This window comes from Actinomadura sp. NPDC048032 (assembly GCF_040653175.1).
GTDB lineage: Bacteria > Actinomycetota > Actinomycetes > Streptosporangiales > Streptosporangiaceae > Spirillospora > Spirillospora verrucosospora.
This window is the reverse complement of the sequence record NZ_JBEZJP010000029.1, coordinates 1-19,469: the sequence shown is the minus strand read 5'-3', so window position 1 is coordinate 19,469 and position 19,469 is coordinate 1. Positions and strand designations below refer to the sequence as shown.

The following is a 19,469-nucleotide window of genomic DNA, read 5'->3' as shown; positions in this document are numbered from 1 at the left end:
GGCTACTCCGCGGATACTCTCCGCGTCCGCGGCGCGCTCACCCGAGGTCGGCGATGGCCGCGACGGTACCGCCGCCCGAGGGTCCCTGGTGCACCGCCGCGACCGACACGAACACCGCCGGGTCGCCGGTCACGGACGCGGCGACGCCGCCCACGCACGCCTTGATCTGCCGGTGCCAGTGCACGTCGGAGTCGTCCAGCATGATGTTGCGGCGTCCCCGGACCGAGCCCCGCGGGTCGGCCTCGCACTTGATGAACACGTTGACGAGCCGGTCGCCGAGGTCGGACGTGCGGGGCCGTTCGGGCAGGTCCAGGCCCGTCGACCGGACGGCGTCCCAGATCCCGTCGGCGTCGAGCGCGTCCTTCATCACCCCGTGCCCGGCCCGGTACCGGCCGCCGATGCCGCGCACGTTGCCGACGACCACGATCTGCGCCCGGTCCAGCTCGACGCCGGACGAGCACGACGCCACCGACGAGTACAGCGACAGGTCCCTGTGGATCTGCCCGGCGGACGGCGGCTCGATCTCGCCGAGCGCGACCGCGATGCCGAGCGCGGTCGTGGAGTTGGAGATGTCCATCGACTTGAGGGTGTCCTCGGTGACCACGTCGCGGCCGCGCTTCCTGGCGTCGTTGATCGTGTCGAGGGTGAGCAGCGGCGTCTTCGTCTGCACGTAGTGGACGTCGGCCGGATCGTCGATCCCGGCGGTCTTCATGGCCTCGCGCACGCCGGCGGCGACGGTCTCCACCATCGCGGGGCGGCCGATGTCCTCGGGCAGGATGACCTCGCTCATCGCGACGCCGACCGACAGCCGCGGCTCGTCGGTGGCGGGGACGCGGGCGGGGTCGGCGGTCGCGAAGACGGTCGCGTGCGGGCTGAGCACCCCGTCCGTGCCGCCCGACCACACCAGCGGGACCCGCGCCACCTCGTCCGCGGTGCGGGTGCCCTTCGCGAGGAGCACCTCCCGGAACGCCCGGTCGGCGAGCAACCGCGTGTAGTCGTTCACGCCGCCGTTGCCCTCGGTCTTGCCGACGACCGCGAGGACCCGGTCGGCCTCCAGCACGCCGTCGTCGATCAACCGGGCCAGCCCGGACGCGTCGGTCACGCTCTCGATGGGGATCTTGCGGACTTCGATCGGATCGGGCACCGTCATCGCTCCTCACCTGCTGTGTTGATCGGTCTCTACCCGGGGTCAGCCCTCGACGACCGTCCCGGCCCTGCCGTGCGCGGCGTCGCCGAGCCGGGCCAGCGAGGCGATCGCGGCGCGCCGCCCGCCGGACGCGACGAACCGCCGCACCGCCTCGACCTTCGGGCCCATGCTGCCGCCGGCGAAGTGCCCCGCGGCGGCCAGCTCCGTCAGCTCCGCGACCGTCGTGCGGTGCAGCGGGCGGGCCCGCGGCGTCCCGAACCCGGTCATCGCGTTCTCCACGTCGGTGGCGATCACGAGGGTGGTCGCCTCCAGGCGGCGCGCCAGCAGCTGCGCGGTCAGGTCCTTGTCGACGACGGCCTCGACGCCGCGCAGCACCCCGCCCGACCGGGCGACGGGCACTCCCCCGCCGCCCGCGGCGACCACGACGTGCCCGGCGTCCAGCAGCACGGCCGCCGCGTCGGCGTCCAGGATCTCCAGCGGCTCGGGCGAGGCGACGACGCGCCGCCAGCCCCGGTCCCCGAACCGCTTCCACACCTGCCCGAGCGCCATCGAGCGGCGGGCCTCCGCCTCGGGGAAGTACCGGCCGATCGGTTTGGCGGGGGCCGCGAACCCGGGGTCGGCGGCGTCCACCAGCGTCCGCGTCACCACGGTCGACACCGGGCGGGCGGCGCCCCGCGCGGCCAGCGCCCGCTCCAGCGCGTTCATGACCATCACGCCGACGGTGGCCTGGGTCTGCGCGCCGCACCAGTCCAGCGGGACGGGCGGCACCACCGCCGACGCCAGCTGGTTCTTGATCAGCAGGTTGCCGACCTGCGGGCCGTTGCCGTGCGTGAGCGCGACTCGCGCGCCCGCCGCGACCAGGTCCGCCACGGGCTCCATCGCGGCCTCGATCGCGGCCGCCTGCGCGTCCGGGGTCGCGCTGCCGTCCGGCGCGGTCATGGCGTTCCCGCCGAGGGCGATCAGGATCCGCTCGCCGCCGTGTCCACCGCTGCGTCCGCCCGCATGGCCCCAGGTCACGGGACGGACGCTAACCCGCGCGGCGGCCGCCCCTCACGGGCGAATTCCGCCCAACGAACGCCGTTTCTTCGGCAAGTTCCGGCGGTTCTCCCCGGCGCCCGCGGAGCGGGGAGGCCTCAGCGCAGGCGCGCGAGACGGCTGACCGCCTCGTCGATGACCTCGTCCTTCTTGCAGAAGGCGAACCGGACGAAGTGGGCGCCCGCCTCGGCGTGGTCGTAGAACACCTGGCTCGGGATCGCGACGACGCCCGCCTTCTCCGGCAGCGCGCGGGCCAGCTCCCTGCCGTCGGTGAAGCCGAGCGGGCGGATGTCGGCCTGCACGAAGTAGGTGCCCTGCGGGCGGCAGGTCGCGAACCCGGCCGCCTCCAGGCCGGTGATGAGCCGGTCCCGCTTGGCCTGGAGCGACTTGCGCAGCTCCTCCACCCACGGGATCTCGTTGCGCAGCGCGTACGCGGCGGCGTGTTGGTAGGGGGCGCTGACCGCGTAGGTGAGGAACTGCTTCACGGTCTGGACGGCCCGGATGTAGGGGGCGGGCGCCGTCACCCACCCGGTCTTCCATCCGGTGACGGAGAACGACTTGCCCGCGGACGACACCGACACCGTCCGCTCGCGCATGCCGTCGAGCGTCGCCAGCGGGACGTGCTCGGTCTCGTCGAACGTCAGGTACTCGTACACCTCGTCGGTGATCGCCACCAGGTCGCGCTCGCGGCAGACGTCCGCGATGGCCTCCAGCTCGTCCCGCGTGAACACGGTGCCGGCCGGGTTGTGCGGCGAGTTCACCAGGATCGCCCGGGTGCGGGGGCCGACGGCGGCGCGCAGCTCGTCCGGGTCGAAGGTGAAGCGCCCTTCCACCGGGCGCAGCGTGACGGGCCTGCGGACGGCCCCGGCGAGCGCGATCACGGCCGCGTAGGAGTCGTAGTACGGCTCGAACACGACGACCTCGTCGCCCGGCCCCGCCAGCGCCAGCACGGACGCGGCGATCCCCTCGGTGGCCCCGACCGTCACGAACACCTCGGTCGCCGGGTCGAACGACAGCCCGTACCGCTCCCGCCGCTGCGCCGCCACGGCCTCCCGGAGTTCGAGCAGTCCGGGGCCGGGCGGGTACTGGTTCGCGCCCGCCCGGACGGCCTCGACGGCCGTTTCCAGCATCCGCGGCGGACCGCTGGTGTCCGGGAAGCCCTGGCCCAGATTGATGGCCCCGGTCCGGACGGCGAGAGCCGACATCTCAGCGAAGATCGTCTCGCCGAATCCCTGCATGCGCTCGACCAATGGCTCGCTCACGCCCCAAGCCTAGGCCCCCGGCCCGGCGTGCACGGCGCCGCCGGGACGGCCTCCCGATCAGATCCAGCCCATGTCGAGGGCGGCGCGGGCGGCGCGGACGCGGGTGGGCTCGCCCATCTTGGCCATCGCGGTGGACAGGTAGTTGCGGACGGTGCCCTCCGACAGGTGCAGGTCGGCCGCGATGCGGGCGGTCTCGGCGCCGGCCCCGGCGAGGCGGAGGACGTCGCGCTCGCGCTCGGAGAGCGGGTTGTCCCCGGCGGCCATCGCGCTGGCGGCCAGCTCGGCGTCCAGGTACCGGCCGCCGCCGTGGATCTTGCGGATGGCGCTGGCGAGCTCGTCGGTGGGGGCGTCCTTGGCGACGAAGCCGCGGACCCCGGCGGACATGGCGCGGCGCAGGTAGCCGGGGCGGCCGAAGCTCGTCAGGATGCACACCGCGCAGCGGGCGCCGGCGGCGTGCAGTTCCTCGGCGACGGCGAGGCCGTCCGCGCCCGGCATCTCGATGTCGAGGACGGCCACGTCGGGGTCGTGCGCGGCGACCGCGGCGCCGACCGCGTCGCCGCGGCCGACCTCGGCGACGACCTCCAGGTCGGGCTCCAGGCCGAGGAGGGCGGCGACGGCGCCGCGGATGAGGTGCTCGTCGTCGGCGAGCAGGACACGGATCACGCGGGCCGCCCGGCCGTGAGCGCCTGACCGGCGTCCGTCCCGCCGCCGCGCTCGTGCGCGGGCGGGAGGGGAACGGCGGCGCGCAGCAGGAACCCGTCGCGGCCGTGCCGGCCGGCGGTGATCTCGCCGCCGAGCACGGCGACGCGTTCGGCGAGGCCGGTCAGGCCCGAGCCCCCGGCGGCCTCGGCGCCGCGGACGCCGTCGTTGCGCATCTCCAGGACCACGGAGTCACCGTAGGGGACGCCGCCGCGAGCGGTGCCGCCGTACACGACGAGCGAGATCGCGCAGTTCCTCGCCTCGCTGTGCTTGATGACGTTGGTGGCGCCCTCGCGGATCACCCAGGCGAGCACCGAGCCGACCTCAGGCGGCAGCCCGTCCGGCGGGCGGCCGATCTCGCAGCGCACCCCGGCGGCCTCCAGCACGGCCCGCACCCCGGCCAGTTCGGCGTCCAGCTCCACGGCCCGGTAGCCGCGGACGGCGGCGCGGACCTCCCGGAGCGCCTCCCTCGCGGCGTGCTGGACGTCGGCCATCTCGGCGCCCGCCCGGTCGGGGTCGTCGCGCACCGTCCGCTTGGCCAGCTCGCTCTTCACCGCGATGAGGGACAGGCTGTGGCCGAGCAGGTCGTGCAGGTCGCGGGAGAAGCGGAGCCGCTCCTCGGTGACCGCGAGCCGGGCGAGGGCGTCGCGCGCCGCGTAGGCCTCCTGGTGCAGCTCCCACATGCGCCGCTGGTACCGGTTGACGAACACGACGAACCCGGAGATCGCGGTGTACAGGGCGAACAGCACCGGGAAGATCGCGTACCAGGGGGCGTCGCCGTCGGGGTACAGGCGCTCCGCGGCGACCGTGCCCACCGCCCCGCAGTACGCCCCGGTGCCCGCGCACAGCGCGGCGATCCGCCTCCGTCCCATCGGGGACAGCACCACGGCCGAGACCCAGAAGACGGGGATGACGCTGAACCACGGGCTGGTGAGCAGCATCAGGCTCAGGGCTCCGGCGACGGCGCCGCTTCCTACGGCGTCGCGCCTGGACGTCGTGCCTTCGAGTCCCGCCCGGACGAGGCGCGCGTAGTACCAGGCGAGCACCGCGAGCCCCGCGACGGCCGCGACGATCACCGGCACGGCCGCGTCGCCGTCGGTGTACGCCTCTTCGAGGCCGTACAGGCCCGGCAGGACGAAGCCGACGGCGGCGAACATGAACGAGCGGTACGTCACCCGCCTGTACCGCTCCAGCTTGCGGGCGGCCTGTTCCTCGATGTCCGCCGTGGTCGCGACCGCCATGGTTCCGTTCCTCCTCGCATCGCACTGTAACGGGGCCCCGCGGCGCGTCAGGCGCGGCGCGGCTCCCACCGGAACCAGCGGGTGGCCAGCAGGCGTCCGAACGCGGCCCAGAAGGCCAGGAGGAAGAACGGCCGCACGCAGCTGAGCCAGCCTTCGGCGATGCCGACGGACGGGTGTCCGGGGCGGTGCACGAAGTCCTGGCCGAAGTACCCCGTCCGGACGATCTCCACGACGGGGCTGAGCGGCACCCACCGGCAGGCCTCCTGGACCCAGCCGGGCAGGCCGCCCATCGGGAACATGACGCCGGCCCCGAGCATGCAGCCGAACATGATCGGCAGGACGGTGAGCTGCGCCAGCTCCGCGTTCGGCGTGATCCCCGAGACGGCGAACGCCAGCGTCGCGAACACGGCGGCGCCGCCCGCGAGCCCGGCCAGCACCAGGACGGGGTCGGCGGGGATCCGGCCGCCCATCGCGGCGCCGAGCAGGACCAGCAGCGCCGCGGCCTGCACCGCGTACAGCGCGGTCGCGGTGAGGACGCTGCCGGCGGTGATCTCCGCGTCCGACAGGGCGGTGCCGCGCAGCCGCTTGAGCGTGCGGTCCTCGCGGCGGGCGGTGAGCACGTTGACGAGGTTCATGAAGACGGCGAAGACCAGGAAGAACCCCAGGTGGCCGGTGCCCTGCAGGAGGGCGCCGTCGACGCCGTCGATCCTCTCGCCGCGGACCGGGACGAGCATGGCCGCGAACAGGACGGGCAGGCCGGCGACGGTGAACAGGGCGGTCCGGTTCCGCCAGAGCAGGACGAGGTCGAGCCGGGCGACGCGCAGCACCGCGGCGGGGCTCATCGACGGGAGGATCATCGGGAGGCTCCTTCGGCGGTGCGCAGGAAGACGTCTTCGAGGGAGGCGCTGCGCGCCCGCAGGCCGTCCAGCCGGACGCCCTCCCGGTCGGCCCAGCGCAGCAGCTCGTAGAGCCCCGACTGGAGCCCCGGGGCGTCGCCGTCTAGGTCGCCGTCGCCGGAGGGCAGGGCGTAGGACGCGACGGCGCGCCCGCCCTCCACCCGGACGTCGGCGCGGGCGCCCCGCAGCGGGGGCAGTTCGGCGACCGGGACGCGCTCGGGCAGCCGGAACTCGATGCGGTCGCCGTGCCCGGCGACGACGTCGGCGACCGTCCCGGACGCCTCGATCCGGCCCCGGTGCAGGATCGCGAGCCGGTCGGCGAGGTGCTCGGCCTCCTCCAGGTAGTGGGTGGTGAGCAGGACGGCCGTGCCGCCTGCCACCACCTCCCGGACGATGTCCCAGGTCGCGCGCCGGGCCTCGGGGTCCATGCCGCTCGTCGGCTCGTCCAGGAACAGGACGTCGGGCCTCCCGAGCAGGGCGAGCGCGAGGTCGAGGCGGCGCTTCTGGCCGCCGGAGAGCTGCCGCACCCGCACGCCCGCCTTCTCGGCGAGCCCGGCCAGGGCGACGGCCTCGTCGCGCGCCCGCGCGGCGGGGGTGAATCCGCGCCAGTGGTCGACGGTCTCGGCGACGGTGAGGTCGGCGAAGAAGCCGCCGTCCTGCAGCATGATGCCCATGCGCGGCCGGACCCGGCGGCGCTCCCGGTGCGGGTCGTGGCCGAGGACGCGGACCGTGCCCTCGTGGACGGTCCGGTGCCCCTCCAGCGTTTCGAGGGTGGTGGTCTTGCCCGCGCCGTTCGTGCCGAGCAGCGCGAACAGCTCCCCCGGCGCGACCTCGAACGAGATCCCGGCGACGGCCTCGAAGTCCCCGTACCGCTGCCGCAGGCCGTCGACGCGGATCGCTGGGTTCGTCTCCATGGCCCCAGCCTCGCGCCCGCGCGTGCGCCCCGGTAGAAGCGCCTGTCACCGGTCCGGGACGCGCGCCGTCAGGTGATCGGCGTGACAGGTGTCATGCCGAGGCCTCAGCCCGCGACGCTGATGACGTGCCGGACGGTGGACAGGTCGCCCGCCACGTCGAGGAGCGCGGTGGCGAGGTCGGTGCGGGCGATCGACAGGCCGCCGAGGACGTTGCGGTCGGCGGCCTTGCGGTAGCGGCCGTTGCCGGGGCCGGCGGTGAGGCGCGGCGGGCGGACGATCGTCCAGGCGAGGCCGCTCTCGCGGGTGACGGCCTCGGCGGCGCGCATGTCGGCGAACGCGTGCTTGAGGAGCGGGCCCAGGACGAGCGGCTTGACCACGAACCGGGTGAACGGGTCGTCGCCCGGTCCGGCGTGGAGCCCGGACGCGCTGGTCAGCACGAACCGCTCGGCCCCGGCCGCCCGCATGGCCGCGATGATGGCGCCCGCGCTGGCCGCGCAGACGCTGGTCGGCCGGCGGCCGTCGCGGGTGCCGATCGCGGTGACGACGGCGTCGCGGCCCTGGACCGCCTCCTCGATCGCCGCCGGGTCCATGACGTCGGCCTGGACGACGTCGGCGCAGGCGCGGACCTCGCCGGGCAGGGCGGCGGGGTCGCGGACGACGGCGGTCACCTCGTGCCCGGCGTCCAGCGCGCGCCGGACGACCTGGACGCCGGTGCCGCCGGTCGCCCCGAACACCGTGAGCTTCATCGGGTCCTCCTGGGAATCGCTGCGAAAGGGGTGAGTGAGTACTTACTAACCTCTATCATGGTGAGCGTTCACTCACCTGTCAAGGGGGGCCTCATTGAGCGACGCGCGCGAACGGATCCTCGACGCCGCGGCGGACGTCATGCGGCGGCACGGGGTCGCCCGCGCCACCACCAAGGAGATCGCGAAGGCGGCCGGCTACTCCGAGGCGCTGCTCTACAAGCACTTCCGCGACAAGGACGAGCTGATGCTGCGCGTCCTGAAGGAGCGCATGCCGCCGTTCACCTCGATGGGCGTCCCGGGCGAGGACACCGTCGAGGCGAACCTCGTCAGGATCGTGCACGGCGCGCTGGGCTTCTACCGGCGCTCGTTCCCGATGATGGTCTCGATGGCGGCGCAGCCGCGGCTGCTGCACGCGACCCGCGAGTCGCTGCGCGAGTACGGCGCGGGCCCGCACGAGCCGGTGCGCGCGCTGGCCCGCTACCTGGACGCCGAACGCGAGCTCGGCCGGGTGGCCCCGTCCGCCGACACGCAGGCCGCGGCGGCCCTGCTGATGGGCGCCTGCTTCCAGCAGGGGTTCCTGCTCTACTTCGCGGAGTCCGAGGACCCCCCCGAGTCGTTCGCCCGCGGCCTGGTCCGGCCCGTCCTCGCCGAGCTCCTCCCCTAGAGTTCGCTCAGCCGGCTCTTGACGACCTTGCCCATGGCGTTGCGGGGCAGGGAGCCGACCAGGTGGACGACGCGGGGCCGCTTGTGCACCGACAGGCGCTCGGCCACGAAGTCGATGAGCTGCCTCTCGCCGACCCCGTCGGCGACGACGTAGGCCGTGACCTGCTCGCCGAGGTCGTCGTGCGGCGTCCCGACGACGGCGGCCTCCCGCACGGCGGGGTGGGCGAGCAGCGCGTTCTCGATCTCCCCGGCGCCGATCCGGTAACCGCCGCTCTTGATCAGGTCGGTGGACGCGCGCCCCACGATCCGGTGCCAGCCGTCCGGGCCGATCGTGGCGATGTCGCCGGTGCGGAACCAGCCGTCCGGCGTGAACGACTCCGCGGTCGCCTCCGGCCGGTTGAGGTACCCCTTGAACAGCAGCGGCGCGCGGACGTGCAGCTCCCCGGGCGTCTCCCCGTCCGGCGGGACGGCCGAGCCGTCCTCCGCGGCCAGGCGGGTCTCCACGCCGGGCAGCGGCGTGCCGACGTAGCCGGGGCGCCGGTCGCCCTCCGCGCGGGCGCTGACCGTGATGAGCGTCTCGGTCATGCCGTACCGCTCCACCGGGCGGTGCCCGGTGAGGGCCGAGAGCCGCTCGAACACGGGCACGGGCAGCGGCGCGCTGCCGGACACCAGCAGCCGCGCGCCGCGCAGGGCCTCGGCGGTGGACGGGTCCGCCGCCGTCCTCGACCAGACGGTGGGGACGCCGAAGAACAGGCTGCCGCCGTCGTCCCGCGCCGCCGCCGCGTAGAGCTCCGGCCTCGGGCGCCCGGTGTGGACGAGGGGCGACCCGACCCGCAGGGGCCCGAGAACGCCGAGGACGAGCCCGTGCACGTGGAACAGCGGAAGCCCGTGGACCAGGACGTCGCCGGGCGTCCAGGCCCACGCCTCGGCGAGGGCGTCGAGCCCGGCGGCGATGGCGCTCCGCGAGATCAGCACGCCCTTCGGCGCGCCCGTCGTCCCGCTCGTGTAGAGGATCAGGGCGGTCGCGTCGGCGGCGATCTCCCCGTGCCCGCCGCTCCCGCCGCTCGGCAACCGGTCGACCGGGAGGAGCGGCGGCTCCGTCCCGGACGCCTCCGTCGCCCCGTCCGCGAGGATCAGGTCCGCGCCGGAGTCGCCGAGGATGTGGGCGCGCTCGGCGGGCCCGGAGTCGGGAGGCAGCGGCACCACGGGGACGCCCGCGAGGAGGCCGCCCACGACCGCCGCGACCGTCTCCAGGGACGCCGTGGCGTGCACGGCGACCGCGTCCGCGCCCCGGATCTCCGCGGCGACGGCGGATGCCCGGCCGAGCAGCTCGTCGCGTGGCAGCTCCCGTCCGGCGATCCGCACCGGGCCGCCCGTCCCGCCGAGCAGATCCATCACTCGCCCCTCTCCTCGTTCTCCCGTTCCTCCAGCCAGGCCATGACCGCGCCGGTGTGCTCGCCCAGCAGCGGCGGCGCGGTGTGCTCGCGCGGCGGCGCGCCGTCGAAGCGCAGCGGCGGCCCCGGCAGCTCGATCGGGCCGAGCTGGGGGTGGTCCACCTCGACGACCAGGCCCTGCGAGCGGGTCTGCTCCCACTCGTACACCTCGTCGATCGACCGGATCGCCCCGGCCGGGACGCCCGCCTCGCCGAACCGCGCGAGCCAGGCGTCGCGCGTGCCGGCCGCGAGGGCCCGCTCGATGTCGGCGGTCAGCTCGGCGCGCCGGGCCGCGCGGTCGGGGATCGTCGCGTAGCGGGCGTCGTCCGGGTCCAGGCCGACGATCGGCGCGAACCTGCGCCACAGGTTCTGGTTCGCGACGCCGATCTGGATCTGCCCGTCCTCGCAGCGGAACGTCCCGTAGGGGGCGATGGACGGGTGGTCGTTGCCGACCGACTCGGGGACGTCCCGGGCGACGGTCCAGCGCGTCCCCTGGAACATGTGGGCCCCGACCACCGACGCCAGCAGCGAGGTGCGGACGACGGCCCCGCGCCCGGTACGGGTCCGCTCGTACAGGGCGGCCAGCACGCCCGCGACGCCGTTGCCCGCGGCGAGGATGTCGGCGATCGACAGGCCGACCTTGCTCGGCGTGCCGGGCGGCCCCGTCACGCTCATGATCCCCGCTTCGCCCTGCATGATCGCGTCGTAGCCGGGCCGTCCGCCCTCGGGCCCGTCGTGCCCGAACCCGGTGATGGACAGGACGACCAGCCCCGGGTTCAGTTCGTGCAGCCGCTCCACCGGGAAGCCGAGCCGGTCGAGCACCCCCGCCCGGAAGTTCTCCACCAGCACGTCGGCGTGCCGGACGAGCCGGGCGAGGACGTCCCGGCCCTCGTCCGACTTCAGGTCGAGGGTGATCGACTCCTTGTTCCGGTTGATCGACAGGTAGTAGGTGCTCACGCGGTCCGCGCCCGCGAACGGCGGGCCCCAGCCCCGCGTCTCGTCCCCAGTGCCGGGCTGCTCGACCTTGATCACGCGGGCGCCGAGGTCGGCGAGCGTCATGGTGGCCTGCGGGCCCGCCACGACGCGGCTGAGGTCGACGATCACGACGCCTTCGAGCGGTCCGGGCAAGGGGCGTTCTCCTTCTCGGGGCTCCGGGGGGACGGCTCCGTTCTCGGGCGGGCCCGGGTACCTGGAAGTATGCCGTCCGTGCCGCCGTCTGCCGTGTCCCACCCCGGAGGAGGGTCCTCCAGCGTGACGTACGCCGCGCTCGCCGCGCGGCTGCTCGCGCTGCCGCCGTCCTGCGGCCCGGTGCGGGTCGTCGCGGTGGACGGCCCGAGCGGCGCGGGCAAGTCCACGTTCGCGGGCCACCTGGCGGAGGTCCTGGTCGGCGCCCCGGTCGTCCGGTCGGACGATTTCCGGGTGCCGTGGGACGCGGACCCGCTCACCTGGTGGCGCCCCCTCCGGGACGCGGTGCTGGACCCGCTGCGGGACGGGCGGCCCGCCGTGCTGCGCCGCTACGACTGGCGCCACGACCGCTACGGCCCCGAGGAGAGCGTCCCGCCCGCTCCCGTGCTGCTCGTCGAGGGCGTCGGCTCCGCCTGGGCGAAGGCGCCCGCCGCCTACCGGATCTGGATCGACGCGCCGTACGACCTGCGCCGCGCCCGCGCCCTCGACCGGGACGGCCCCGAGTACGCCGGGGCCTGGGAGGACTGGGCCGTCCGCGAGCAGGCCCACTTCGCCGCCGACGCCACCGCCGACCGCTGCGATCTCCTCGTGGACGGCACGACCTTCACCCCGCACCGCTTCAGGGCCCTTCCCGGACCGGCGGACGACCGCCCTCCTAGAGGAAACGGCGGATGGGCGTGATCGACAGTTCCTTGGCGCGCTGCGCCACGGAGCGCCGGGCCCACCGGGCGTGGTCGACCCGCTCGCTGCGCGCGAGATCCTCCTCGAAATGGGCGTCCAGGGTCGCGGTCAGATCCTTGTCGATCACGGCCAGCATGACCTCCTCGTCGTGATCGAGGGACCGCCGGTTGAAGTTCGTGGACCCGATGAGCGAGACCATTCCGTCCATGGTGAGAATTTTCGTGTGCAGCATCGACGGCTGGAACTGGTTAATGCGCACGCCGCACTTCAAAAGGTCCTCGTAATGGCGCTGACTCGCCAGGCGGCTCACGCGCTTGTCGGCGTGCGGGCCGGGGAGGAGCATTTCCACCTCGACCCCGCGGGCGACGGTCTCGCACAGCAGGTTGACGAAGTAGTCGTCGGGCGCGAAATAGGCGGAGGCCACCCGTAGCCGCCGCTCGGCCAGCTGCAGGACGACGCGCAGAAGGGTCTGCATGTCCTGCCAGCCGACGCTGGCCGACCCCCGCACCACCTGCACCACGGCGTCGCCGGCCGGTTCGTGGCCGACGAAGCGGTCGCGGTCGTCGAACAGCATGTCGTGGCACTCGGCCCAGTTCTGCGCGAACGCGGCCGCGATCCCGTCCACCGCGGGCCCGCGGACCCGGAAATGGCTGTCGCGCCACTCGCTCTCGTCCCGGGCGTCACCGCACCATTCCTCCGCGATGCCGACCCCGCCGGTGAAGGCCACCCGCTCGTCCACCACCAGGACCTTCCGGTGACACCGGTGGTTCTGCTTGAACGGCGACACGTACACGGGCTTGCGGAACCAGGCGACCGTCACGCCCGCCCGCTCCATCCGCCTCACCAGGTCTTTCTCGATCTGCCAGGCGCCGATGCCGTCCAGCAGCAGCCGGACCCGCACCCCGGCGCGGGCGCGCTCCGACAGCGCGTCGGCGAAGCGGTGGGCGATGTCCCCGCGCCAGTACACGTAGGTCATCATGTCGATGGTGCGCCGCGCCCCGGCGATCTCGTCCAGCATCCGGGGGAAGATCTCGTCCCCGTTGCGCAGGGGCGTCACGGCGTTGCCCTCCGTCGCCGCCACGCCGATCAGCCGCTCCAGGGCGCGGCGGATCCGGTGCGCGCGATCGTCGGACGGGGAGGAGAGCAGGTCGTCTCCGGGGGGCGTCGGTTCCTGCTGCGACACGGTCATTCTGTTGTCTTCTCCTTATGCCAAGGCCGACGATCGACGGACTCGTGCCGCCACACCGAAAGCACGAAAGCGATCGCCGCTCGGCCCGGATGCGTCCCCGCGGATACGCGTTTCATGCCGCCGCGCCATGAGGTGAGAGCGAATCGACATCATTTCCCGGCACCCAATGCACGCGGCCGGACACCGAGAGTACCTCCGCCCGGCCGTGGTCCTTACCGCGCCCGGAAATGGGCCCTGTCAGGAAGACCAGCCGGCCGAAAAGCGGATCACAGAACCCCGGACGCCGGGCGGCCGCTCCCCTCGTCGCGCGCGGCTTCAGGCCGAGGCGAGGAAGTCGAGCACTCTGCTCCAGGTCAGCTCGGACGCGGCGGAGTCGTGGTCGGGGAGATCGGGGTCGGTGTAGAAGTGGCCGACGCCCGGGTAGCGGAAGATCTCCAGCTCGGCGCCGGCGGTCCGGGCCGACCGCCGCAGGGCGGCGACCTGCTCGGGCGGGGCGAAGGGGTCCGGCTCGGCGGCGTGCAGTCGCACCCGGAGGCCCGGCCGGACGGACGCCGGGATCTCGGCGGGGGCGTGCAGCAGGAGGACCCCGGCGGCGTCGGGGCGCTCGGGCCAGACGGCGCCGACGACGCCCGCGCCCATGGAGAGGCCGGCCAGCACGGTCCGGCCCGGCATGGCCTGGAGGGCTTGGCGGGCGCGCTCGACCACCGTCGTCCAGCCGACCTGGTCGGCTATCCGGAATCCCTGGTCGAGCGTGGCCGCGGTACGGCCGCCGAACAGGTCCGGTGCGAGGACCTCATGCCCGGCGCGGCGCAGTCGCTCGGCCGCGGCGAGTTCGGCGGAGCGCAGCCCGAGGACGGAGTGGAACAGCGCGACATGAGCCATACCGGCATCATGCCGTGGACTCCGCCGTCGATCCGGCTCTGGTAATCGGCCCGGCCCGCGGCGAACGTTGACCGCATGAGCATTTCCTTCTCCCTCGACCACATCGGCATCACCGTTCCCCCCGCGGACCTCGACGCCACCATCGACTGGTACTCCCGCGCGCTCGGCTTCACCGTCGACCGGCGGTTCGACACCTACGGCATGACGTTCGTCTTCCTCGTCCGCGGGGACGTCAAGATCGAACTGATGGCGGTCGCGTCGACCCGCCAGGCGCCCACGGACAACGTCCTGTCGAGCATGGACCCGGCGCGCCTGCACCACTTCTGCCTCGCCGTCACCGATCTCGACGCGGCCGTCTCCGAACTGCGCGACCTGGGAGCGGACCTGATCGGCGGGCCCATGGCGGTGGCGGAGATCGGTCAGCGCGTCGCGTTCGTCAGCGACAACCTCGGCAACATCATCGAGCTCACCGAACCCGGCACCCGGCCCGGGTCGTCGGGCTGATCGAGTGCGGGCTCCCCGGCTCAGCCGGCCCCGAGGCCGAGGTGGCGGAGCGCGGCGTCGAGACAGCGGCGGAGGTCGCCGGCGTCCGGGGCCACGGCGGTGAGGAGGACGCCTGGACCGGCGAGCGGGGTGACGACGCCGTGGGCGCGCTCCGGGACGTCGTCGAGGATCCGCGTGCCGGGCGGAAGGTCTCGGTACGCGGGGTCGATGACGAGGAGCTGGCCGACGGCGCGGTTGCCGGCCAGCACGGCGGGGCCGTCCCAGCCGGGGGCGCCGGGGCCGTAGACGGTGTGCTGGTCCAGCAGCGTCCGTCCGCTGTGGCGGACGGTGACGCGGCAGGCCAGCCGTCCTGCCGGCTCGTGTGCGCGGCCGAGGATCTGCTGCTCGCCGAGGACGAGCCGTGCGCCGGGGGCCAGGTCGACGCGGATGTGCTGGCGCAGGTCGCTTCCGGTGGCGGAGATGACGGGTTCGGGCAGCCAGAGCAGTCGCGCGGAGTCCGCCACGCTCAGCGCCACGTCGAGGACGGCGTGCCCGGGCGCCGGTCCGGGCAGTGCGACGGTGGCGGCGGCGGAGATGACGTGCAGGTCGGCGCCCGGCCCGACGACGGCCTCGACGCGCAGGCGGTCGCCGTTGTGCGGGGCGCTCATGGTGTTCAGGAGGCAGACGCGCGCCTGCGGGCCGCGCGGGCGGAGCCGCCGGAGCGCGAACGGGCCGTCGCCGTGGAGCAGCGGCAGATCGGTGACTCCGTCCGCCGCCTCGGCTCTGAGGCGGGCGGTGGCGTGCAGCCCGAAGGGAGCGGGCGGCGCCGCGGTCATGCCCGGGCCGCGGCCTGCTCGGCGAGGCGGCGGCGGACCCAGTCCGCGATGGGGTCGACGCCGTGGTCGGCCTTGACGCTGGTGAGGACGACGGGCAGGGGGCCGCGCGCGGACCGGGCGTCGCGTTCCATGGCGCCGAGGTCCGCGCCGACGTGCGGGGCGAGGTCCGTCTTGTTGATGACCAGGAGGTCGGCGGCGGTGACGCCGGGGCCGCCCTTGCGGGGGATGTCGTCGCCGCCCGCGACGTCGATGAGGAAGATCTGGTGGTCGACCAGGCCCTTGGAGAAGGTGGCGGTGAGGTTGTCGCCGCCGGATTCGATCAGGACGAGGTCGAGGGAGCCGATCCGTTCCTGGAGGTCCTCGACGGCTTCGAGGTTGGCGGAGATGTCGTCGCGGATGGCGGTGTGCGGGCAGGCGCCGGTCTCGACGGCGGTGATCCGTTCGGGGGGCAGCACCGCCTGGCGCAGCAGGGCCTCGGCGTCTTCGCGGGTGTAGATGTCGTTGGTCACCACCGCGATGGACAGGGTGTCGCGCAGCCGCCTGCACAGGGCGGCGACGGTGGCGGTCTTGCCGGAGCCCACCGGGCCGCCCAGGCCGATGCGCAGCGGGCGGGGGCGGTCGCCGGAGCGGGCCGCGGCGGGGGGAATGATGTCGTCGATGACCGGGTCGGTGCGGTGCAGGTGCATGGTGCTCTCCGGGTGTGGCTGTCTTCAGCTGGCGAACAGGCGTACCGGCCAGGCCGCGTGCTGTTCGGCGGTGATGTCCAGGAGCGGCGCGGACGCGGCGGGCAGCGCGTCCACCCCGTCCACCGGCAGGCGCGCGGCATGGCGGGCGGCCTCCGCGGCGACGTCCTCCATGTCGCCGGCGAGGCGGGCGGCGACGGCGGCGGCCTGGAAGGGGTCGAGGCCGAGCAGGCGTACCGCGGCGGTCACCGGCGCGCTGACGCTGTCGTAAGCGGCGGCCTGGGCGGCGTTCCGCGGCGTCAGCCCGGCCGTGCGCGCGGCGACGCCGAGCACGACGGGCTGGTGCGCGCCGCCGGGACGTGCGGCTGCCAGGTGCTCCAGTTCGGGGCTGGGCCAGACGGCGCGGACGGCGCGCGTCAGCTGCCGTCCCAGCCTGCGCGCCACCTGGCGCAGCGCCGGGGCGGGTGTGCGGGCGTCGGCGGCGTCGTCCAGGACCAGCGGGTCGTGTCCGGCCGCCGCGGCGGCGGCCAGCGAGGCCGCGACCAGGCCGGCGGTGGCCAGCCGCCCGCGGCAGAAGTCCTCCAGGGTCGCGGCGTCGCGGACGCGTCCGGCGGTGACGGCGGCCTCGGCGCCTCCGGAGTGCGCGTGGCCTCCGGAGGGGAAACGTCCGTCACCGAGGATCAGAAGCGACACGGGGCTCAACGTGGCTCCAAGGGGTGGGGACCGGTCAGAACAGGAAGTACCGCTGGGCCATGGGCAGTTCGGTCCGGTAGGCCGGTGTGACCGCGTCCTCGCCGACCTCCACGTTGACGTCCCGGCTCCGGTCGTCCTGCTCGGCCGCTCCCCCGCTGCCGTCGATCACCACGGTGAAGCTGTCGGGGTCGACCTCGATGCGCGGGAGGGCGTCGTTCTCGCGCATGTCGGCCTTGGTCAGCCCCCGGGTGCCGGTGATGGTCTCGAAGGGCTTGCGGAGGCCGGGCACGCCTCCGGCGAACCGTTCGGTGACGAAGGTGACCGAGTTGCCGCCCGGGGCCTGCCCGAGGGCGCCGAACATACGGCGGGGAAGCACCGGCTGCGGGGTCGGGACGGCGGCGTTGGCGTCCCCGACCTGCGCGCAGGCGATCTGCCCGCCCTTGATCACCAGGTAGGGCTTGACGCCGAAGAACGCCGGCTCCCACAGGACCAGGTCGGCGAGCTTGCCGGTCTCCACCGAGCCGACCCGGTGGGCGATGCCCTGGGCGACGGCGGGGTTGATGGTGTACTTGGCGACGTAGCGGCGGGCCCGCAGGTTGTCGGCGGCCCCGTCGCCGTCCAGCGGGCCGCGCTGCCGCTTCATCACGTGCGCGGTCTGCCAGGTCCGCAGGACCATCTCGCCGATGCGCCCCATCGCCTGGGCGTCGGAGGACATGATGGAGATGGCGCCCATGTCGTGCAGGACGTCCTCGGCCGCCATCGTCGACGGCCGGATCCGCGACTCGGCGAAGGCCAGGTCCTCCGTGACCTTCGGGTTGAGGTGATGGCAGACCATCAGCATGTCGATGTGCTCGGTGACGGTGTTGACCGTCAGCGGCCGGGTGGGGTTGGTGGACGCGGGCAGCACGTTGCGCCGGGACGCCATCTCGATCATGTCCGGGGCGTGTCCGCCGCCCGCTCCCTCCACGTGGAAGGCGTGGATGCAGCGGCCCGCGATGGCCTCCAGCGTGCTCTCCAGGGAACCGGCCTCGTTGAGGGTGTCGGCGTGGATGGCCAGCTGCGCGCCCGACTCCTCGCAGACCCGCAGGCAGGCGTCGATGACGGCGGGGGTGGCGCCCCAGTCCTCGTGCACCTTGAACCCGATGACCCCCGCGCCGAGCTGGTCCCGCATGGAGTCCGCGGACATCGTCGCGCCCTGGCCGAGCAGCCCGATGTTGACGGCCGAGCCGTCCAGCGCCTCCAGCAGGGAGGTGATGTGCCAGGAGCCCGAGGTGACGGTGGTGGCCTTGCTCCCCTCGGCGGGCCCCGTACCGCCGCCGATGAGCGTCGTCACGCCCGAGCCGAGCGCCTCGTCGAGCTGCTCGGGGCAGATGAAGTGGACGTGGGTGTCCACCCCGCCCGCGGTGAGGATCTTGCCGTTGCCGGCGATGATCTCGGTCTCCGGGCCGATCACGATGTCGGTGGCGACCGCGTGGCCGTCGTGCCGCCGGTTCATGGTCTCGGGGTTGTACGCCTTGCCCAGGGCGACGATGTCACCGTCGCGCAGCGCGACGTCCGCCTTGACGACGCCCCAGTGGTCCAGGACCACCGCCCCGGTGATCACCGTGTCGGGGGCGCCCTCGGCGCGCGACACCCGGGACTGGCCCATCGACTCGCGGATCACCTTGCCGCCGCCGAACACCACCTCGTCACCGCTGTGCCCCGGGCCGCCCGCCCAGTCCTCGTCGATCTCGATCCACAGATCGGTGTCGGCGAGCCTGATCCGGTCGCCCGCGGTGGGCCCGTACAGGTCGGCGTACTCCGCGCGCTCCAGCCGGGGCCGGCACACCTCGGGCTCAGTCACGCAGCTCGCCTCCGACCATCCCGCGAAGCCCCATGACCTTGCGCTCTCCCTGCAGCGGAACCAGATCGACCTCGACCCGGCAGGCGGTCTCGAAGCGCCGCGACTTGCCCGCGGGTATGTTCAGGCGCCTGCCGTACGCGCACTCCCGGTCGGGTTCCGCCTCCGCCGCCACCGGTACCGGCCGGATCTCCAGCGCCGGGTTCACCTCGTAGAAGTGGTAGTGCGAGCCGACCTGCACCGCGCGGTCGCCGGTGTTGCGGACCTCCACCCTCGTCACCGGCAGCCCGTCGTTGATCCCCACGGGCTCCGCCTGCTCGGGGTGCGCGACCTGCCCGGGCGCGGTGACGTCGGGCCGCGCCGGGATGGGGTCGGTGATGGTCACCAGCTTGGTGCCGTCCGGGAAGGTCGCCTCCACCTGGATCATCTCGATCATCTCGGGCACGCCCTGCATCACCTCGCGGCGCGTGAGCACGCCCCGCCCCGAGGCCATCAGTTCGCGGACGGTCCTGCCGTCCCTGGCCCCTTCGAGCACGTGCGCGGTCAGCAGCGCCACCGTTTCGGGATAGTTCAGCCGGAGCCCACGAGCCCGGCGCCCGGCCGCCACGTCGGCGGCCACATGGATCATCAGGCGCTCCTGCTCGTGCGGGGTCAGATGCACAGCTTCCTCCTCAAGGTCGTCCGGGCTCCCCGCGACCGCGCCGCCGAACGGCGCGGCTCACAGACGGCGGGAAGACGGCCGAGCGCTTCCGGGGTCGCACCGCCGGACGCGGCGCCTCTCCGGAGTTGAAGTGTCACTTAGGGTGATTTGGTCTGGAAGGGTTCGCTCGGCCACTCTGGACTCACCGTCCCGAGAGGCAACATTGGCCGGCGGCACATGCCGGGGGGCGCGATCGGGCTTCTGGACCGGCCGAGACGCGCAGCGGATCCTCCTCCGCAATATCCGTGGACCTTCCGGATC

20 protein-coding genes are annotated in these 19,469 nt (G+C 74.1%); 3 read left to right on the top strand and 17 right to left on the bottom strand.

The genetic code is table 11. The features are described from left to right. Positions 1-37: 37 nt before the first annotated feature. From AB0C69_RS06760 to AB0C69_RS06725, 8 genes are all read right to left on the bottom strand, one after another. Positions 38-1,150, bottom strand: a complete 1,113-nt coding sequence (locus AB0C69_RS06760; RefSeq protein ID WP_360350695.1) for a ring-opening amidohydrolase — start codon at positions 1,148-1,150, stop codon at positions 38-40. 39 nt (positions 1,151-1,189) lie between these two features. After that, entirely contained in the window at positions 1,190-2,164 is a 975-nt protein-coding gene (locus tag AB0C69_RS06755) for a carbamate kinase (protein WP_360350692.1), read from the bottom strand. Between the two features lie 116 nt (positions 2,165-2,280). Next, a complete protein-coding gene (locus AB0C69_RS06750) occupies positions 2,281-3,444 on the bottom strand; it encodes a pyridoxal phosphate-dependent aminotransferase (RefSeq protein ID WP_360350689.1) in 1,164 nt (387 codons plus the stop codon). 57 nt (positions 3,445-3,501) lie between these two features. Then, positions 3,502-4,107, bottom strand: a complete 606-nt coding sequence (locus AB0C69_RS06745) for a response regulator transcription factor (RefSeq protein ID WP_345175544.1) — start codon at positions 4,105-4,107, stop codon at positions 3,502-3,504. Beyond that, a complete protein-coding gene (locus tag AB0C69_RS06740) occupies positions 4,104-5,384 on the bottom strand; it encodes a sensor histidine kinase (RefSeq protein ID WP_360350685.1) in 1,281 nt (426 codons plus the stop codon). The genes AB0C69_RS06745 and AB0C69_RS06740 overlap by 4 nt, the downstream gene beginning before the upstream one ends. A 47-nt stretch (positions 5,385-5,431) precedes the next feature. Continuing rightward, a complete protein-coding gene (locus tag AB0C69_RS06735) occupies positions 5,432-6,241 on the bottom strand; it encodes an ABC transporter permease (RefSeq protein WP_360350682.1) in 810 nt (269 codons plus the stop codon). Next, complete coding sequence (locus tag AB0C69_RS06730) at positions 6,238-7,194, bottom strand: ABC transporter ATP-binding protein (protein WP_360350679.1); 957 nt, start codon at positions 7,192-7,194, stop codon at positions 6,238-6,240. The genes AB0C69_RS06735 and AB0C69_RS06730 overlap by 4 nt, the downstream gene beginning before the upstream one ends. 104 nt (positions 7,195-7,298) lie before the next feature. Continuing rightward, positions 7,299-7,940, bottom strand: coding sequence for an NAD(P)H-binding protein (locus tag AB0C69_RS06725; protein WP_353834177.1), 642 nt, complete (start codon positions 7,938-7,940; stop codon positions 7,299-7,301). Positions 7,941-8,034: 94 nt separating this feature from the next. Here AB0C69_RS06725 and AB0C69_RS06720 point away from each other — a divergent pair, with 94 nt between their 5' ends. Then, on the top strand, positions 8,035-8,604 hold the full coding sequence (locus AB0C69_RS06720) for a helix-turn-helix domain-containing protein (RefSeq protein WP_360350676.1): 570 nt from the start codon (positions 8,035-8,037) through the stop codon (positions 8,602-8,604). On the opposite strand, the gene AB0C69_RS06715 is transcribed toward AB0C69_RS06720, so the two are convergent. Beyond that, positions 8,601-9,998: an acyl-CoA synthetase gene (locus AB0C69_RS06715; RefSeq protein WP_360350673.1), complete on the bottom strand. Its 1,398-nt coding sequence runs from the start codon at positions 9,996-9,998 to the stop codon at positions 8,601-8,603. The genes AB0C69_RS06720 and AB0C69_RS06715 overlap by 4 nt on opposite strands. Next, positions 9,998-11,164 (bottom strand): CoA transferase, encoded by a 1,167-nt coding sequence (locus AB0C69_RS06710; RefSeq protein WP_360350670.1) that lies wholly within the window; start codon positions 11,162-11,164, stop codon positions 9,998-10,000. Before AB0C69_RS06710 ends, AB0C69_RS06715 begins: the two co-directional genes overlap by 1 nt. Positions 11,165-11,287: 123 nt before the next feature. Between AB0C69_RS06710 and AB0C69_RS06705 the strand changes: the two genes are divergently transcribed. Further along, positions 11,288-11,902 carry a hypothetical protein gene (locus tag AB0C69_RS06705; protein WP_360350667.1) on the top strand — a complete coding sequence of 205 codons (615 nt, stop codon included), beginning with the start codon at positions 11,288-11,290 and terminating at the stop codon, positions 11,900-11,902. Here the strand turns inward: AB0C69_RS06705 and AB0C69_RS06700 are convergent. Then, on the bottom strand, positions 11,877-13,091 hold the full coding sequence (locus AB0C69_RS06700) for a phospholipase D-like domain-containing protein (RefSeq protein ID WP_360350664.1): 1,215 nt from the start codon (positions 13,089-13,091) through the stop codon (positions 11,877-11,879). The two genes, AB0C69_RS06705 and AB0C69_RS06700, sit on opposite strands and share 26 nt — an antisense overlap. A gap of 315 nt (positions 13,092-13,406) precedes the next feature. Next, on the bottom strand, positions 13,407-13,973 hold the full coding sequence (locus AB0C69_RS06695) for a dienelactone hydrolase family protein (RefSeq protein ID WP_360350661.1): 567 nt from the start codon (positions 13,971-13,973) through the stop codon (positions 13,407-13,409). Between the two features lie 75 nt (positions 13,974-14,048). On the opposite strand from AB0C69_RS06695, the gene AB0C69_RS06690 reads away from it, so the two are divergent. Continuing rightward, positions 14,049-14,477, top strand: coding sequence for a VOC family protein (locus AB0C69_RS06690; protein WP_345175567.1), 429 nt, complete (start codon positions 14,049-14,051; stop codon positions 14,475-14,477). Positions 14,478-14,497: 20 nt separating this feature from the next. Here AB0C69_RS06690 and AB0C69_RS06685 read toward each other — a convergent pair whose 3' ends face one another. From AB0C69_RS06685 to AB0C69_RS06665, 5 genes are read right to left on the bottom strand one after another with little or no spacing between them, the layout of a single operon-like run. Next, positions 14,498-15,292 (bottom strand): urease accessory protein UreD, encoded by a 795-nt coding sequence (locus tag AB0C69_RS06685; RefSeq protein WP_360350657.1) that lies wholly within the window; start codon positions 15,290-15,292, stop codon positions 14,498-14,500. After that, positions 15,289-15,978 carry an urease accessory protein UreG gene (ureG, locus tag AB0C69_RS06680; protein ID WP_353834171.1) on the bottom strand — a complete coding sequence of 230 codons (690 nt, stop codon included), beginning with the start codon at positions 15,976-15,978 and terminating at the stop codon, positions 15,289-15,291. The genes AB0C69_RS06685 and ureG overlap by 4 nt, the downstream gene beginning before the upstream one ends. Before the next feature lie 24 nt (positions 15,979-16,002). Beyond that, positions 16,003-16,668: an urease accessory UreF family protein gene (locus tag AB0C69_RS06675; protein WP_360350653.1), complete on the bottom strand. Its 666-nt coding sequence runs from the start codon at positions 16,666-16,668 to the stop codon at positions 16,003-16,005. A 34-nt stretch (positions 16,669-16,702) separates the two neighbouring features. Continuing rightward, positions 16,703-18,511, bottom strand: coding sequence for an urease subunit alpha (locus tag AB0C69_RS06670; protein ID WP_345175573.1), 1,809 nt, complete (start codon positions 18,509-18,511; stop codon positions 16,703-16,705). Beyond that, positions 18,504-19,169 carry an urease subunit gamma gene (locus AB0C69_RS06665; RefSeq protein WP_360350649.1) on the bottom strand — a complete coding sequence of 222 codons (666 nt, stop codon included), beginning with the start codon at positions 19,167-19,169 and terminating at the stop codon, positions 18,504-18,506. Before AB0C69_RS06665 ends, AB0C69_RS06670 begins: the two co-directional genes overlap by 8 nt. Positions 19,170-19,469 lie beyond the last annotated feature (300 nt).

What these genes read in the sequence shown, in the direction of transcription:
- AB0C69_RS06700 (WP_360350664.1), bottom strand. Translation starts at nt 13,091, where the DNA reads ATGACCGTGTCGCAGCAGGAACCGACGCCCCCCGGAGACGACCTGCTC.
- AB0C69_RS06715 (WP_360350673.1), bottom strand. Translation starts at nt 9,998, where the DNA reads ATGGATCTGCTCGGCGGGACGGGCGGCCCGGTGCGGATCGCCGGACGG.
- ureG (WP_353834171.1), bottom strand. Translation starts at nt 15,978, where the DNA reads ATGCACCTGCACCGCACCGACCCGGTCATCGACGACATCATTCCCCCC.
- AB0C69_RS06690 (WP_345175567.1), top strand. Translation starts at nt 14,049, where the DNA reads ATGAGCATTTCCTTCTCCCTCGACCACATCGGCATCACCGTTCCCCCC.
- AB0C69_RS06760 (WP_360350695.1), bottom strand. Translation starts at nt 1,150, where the DNA reads ATGACGGTGCCCGATCCGATCGAAGTCCGCAAGATCCCCATCGAGAGC.
- AB0C69_RS06730 (WP_360350679.1), bottom strand. Translation starts at nt 7,194, where the DNA reads ATGGAGACGAACCCAGCGATCCGCGTCGACGGCCTGCGGCAGCGGTAC.
- AB0C69_RS06695 (WP_360350661.1), bottom strand. Translation starts at nt 13,973, where the DNA reads ATGGCTCATGTCGCGCTGTTCCACTCCGTCCTCGGGCTGCGCTCCGCC.
- AB0C69_RS06740 (WP_360350685.1), bottom strand. Translation starts at nt 5,384, where the DNA reads ATGGCGGTCGCGACCACGGCGGACATCGAGGAACAGGCCGCCCGCAAG.
- AB0C69_RS06685 (WP_360350657.1), bottom strand. Translation starts at nt 15,292, where the DNA reads ATGACCGCGGCGCCGCCCGCTCCCTTCGGGCTGCACGCCACCGCCCGC.
- AB0C69_RS06725 (WP_353834177.1), bottom strand. Translation starts at nt 7,940, where the DNA reads ATGAAGCTCACGGTGTTCGGGGCGACCGGCGGCACCGGCGTCCAGGTC.
- AB0C69_RS06735 (WP_360350682.1), bottom strand. Translation starts at nt 6,241, where the DNA reads ATGATCCTCCCGTCGATGAGCCCCGCCGCGGTGCTGCGCGTCGCCCGG.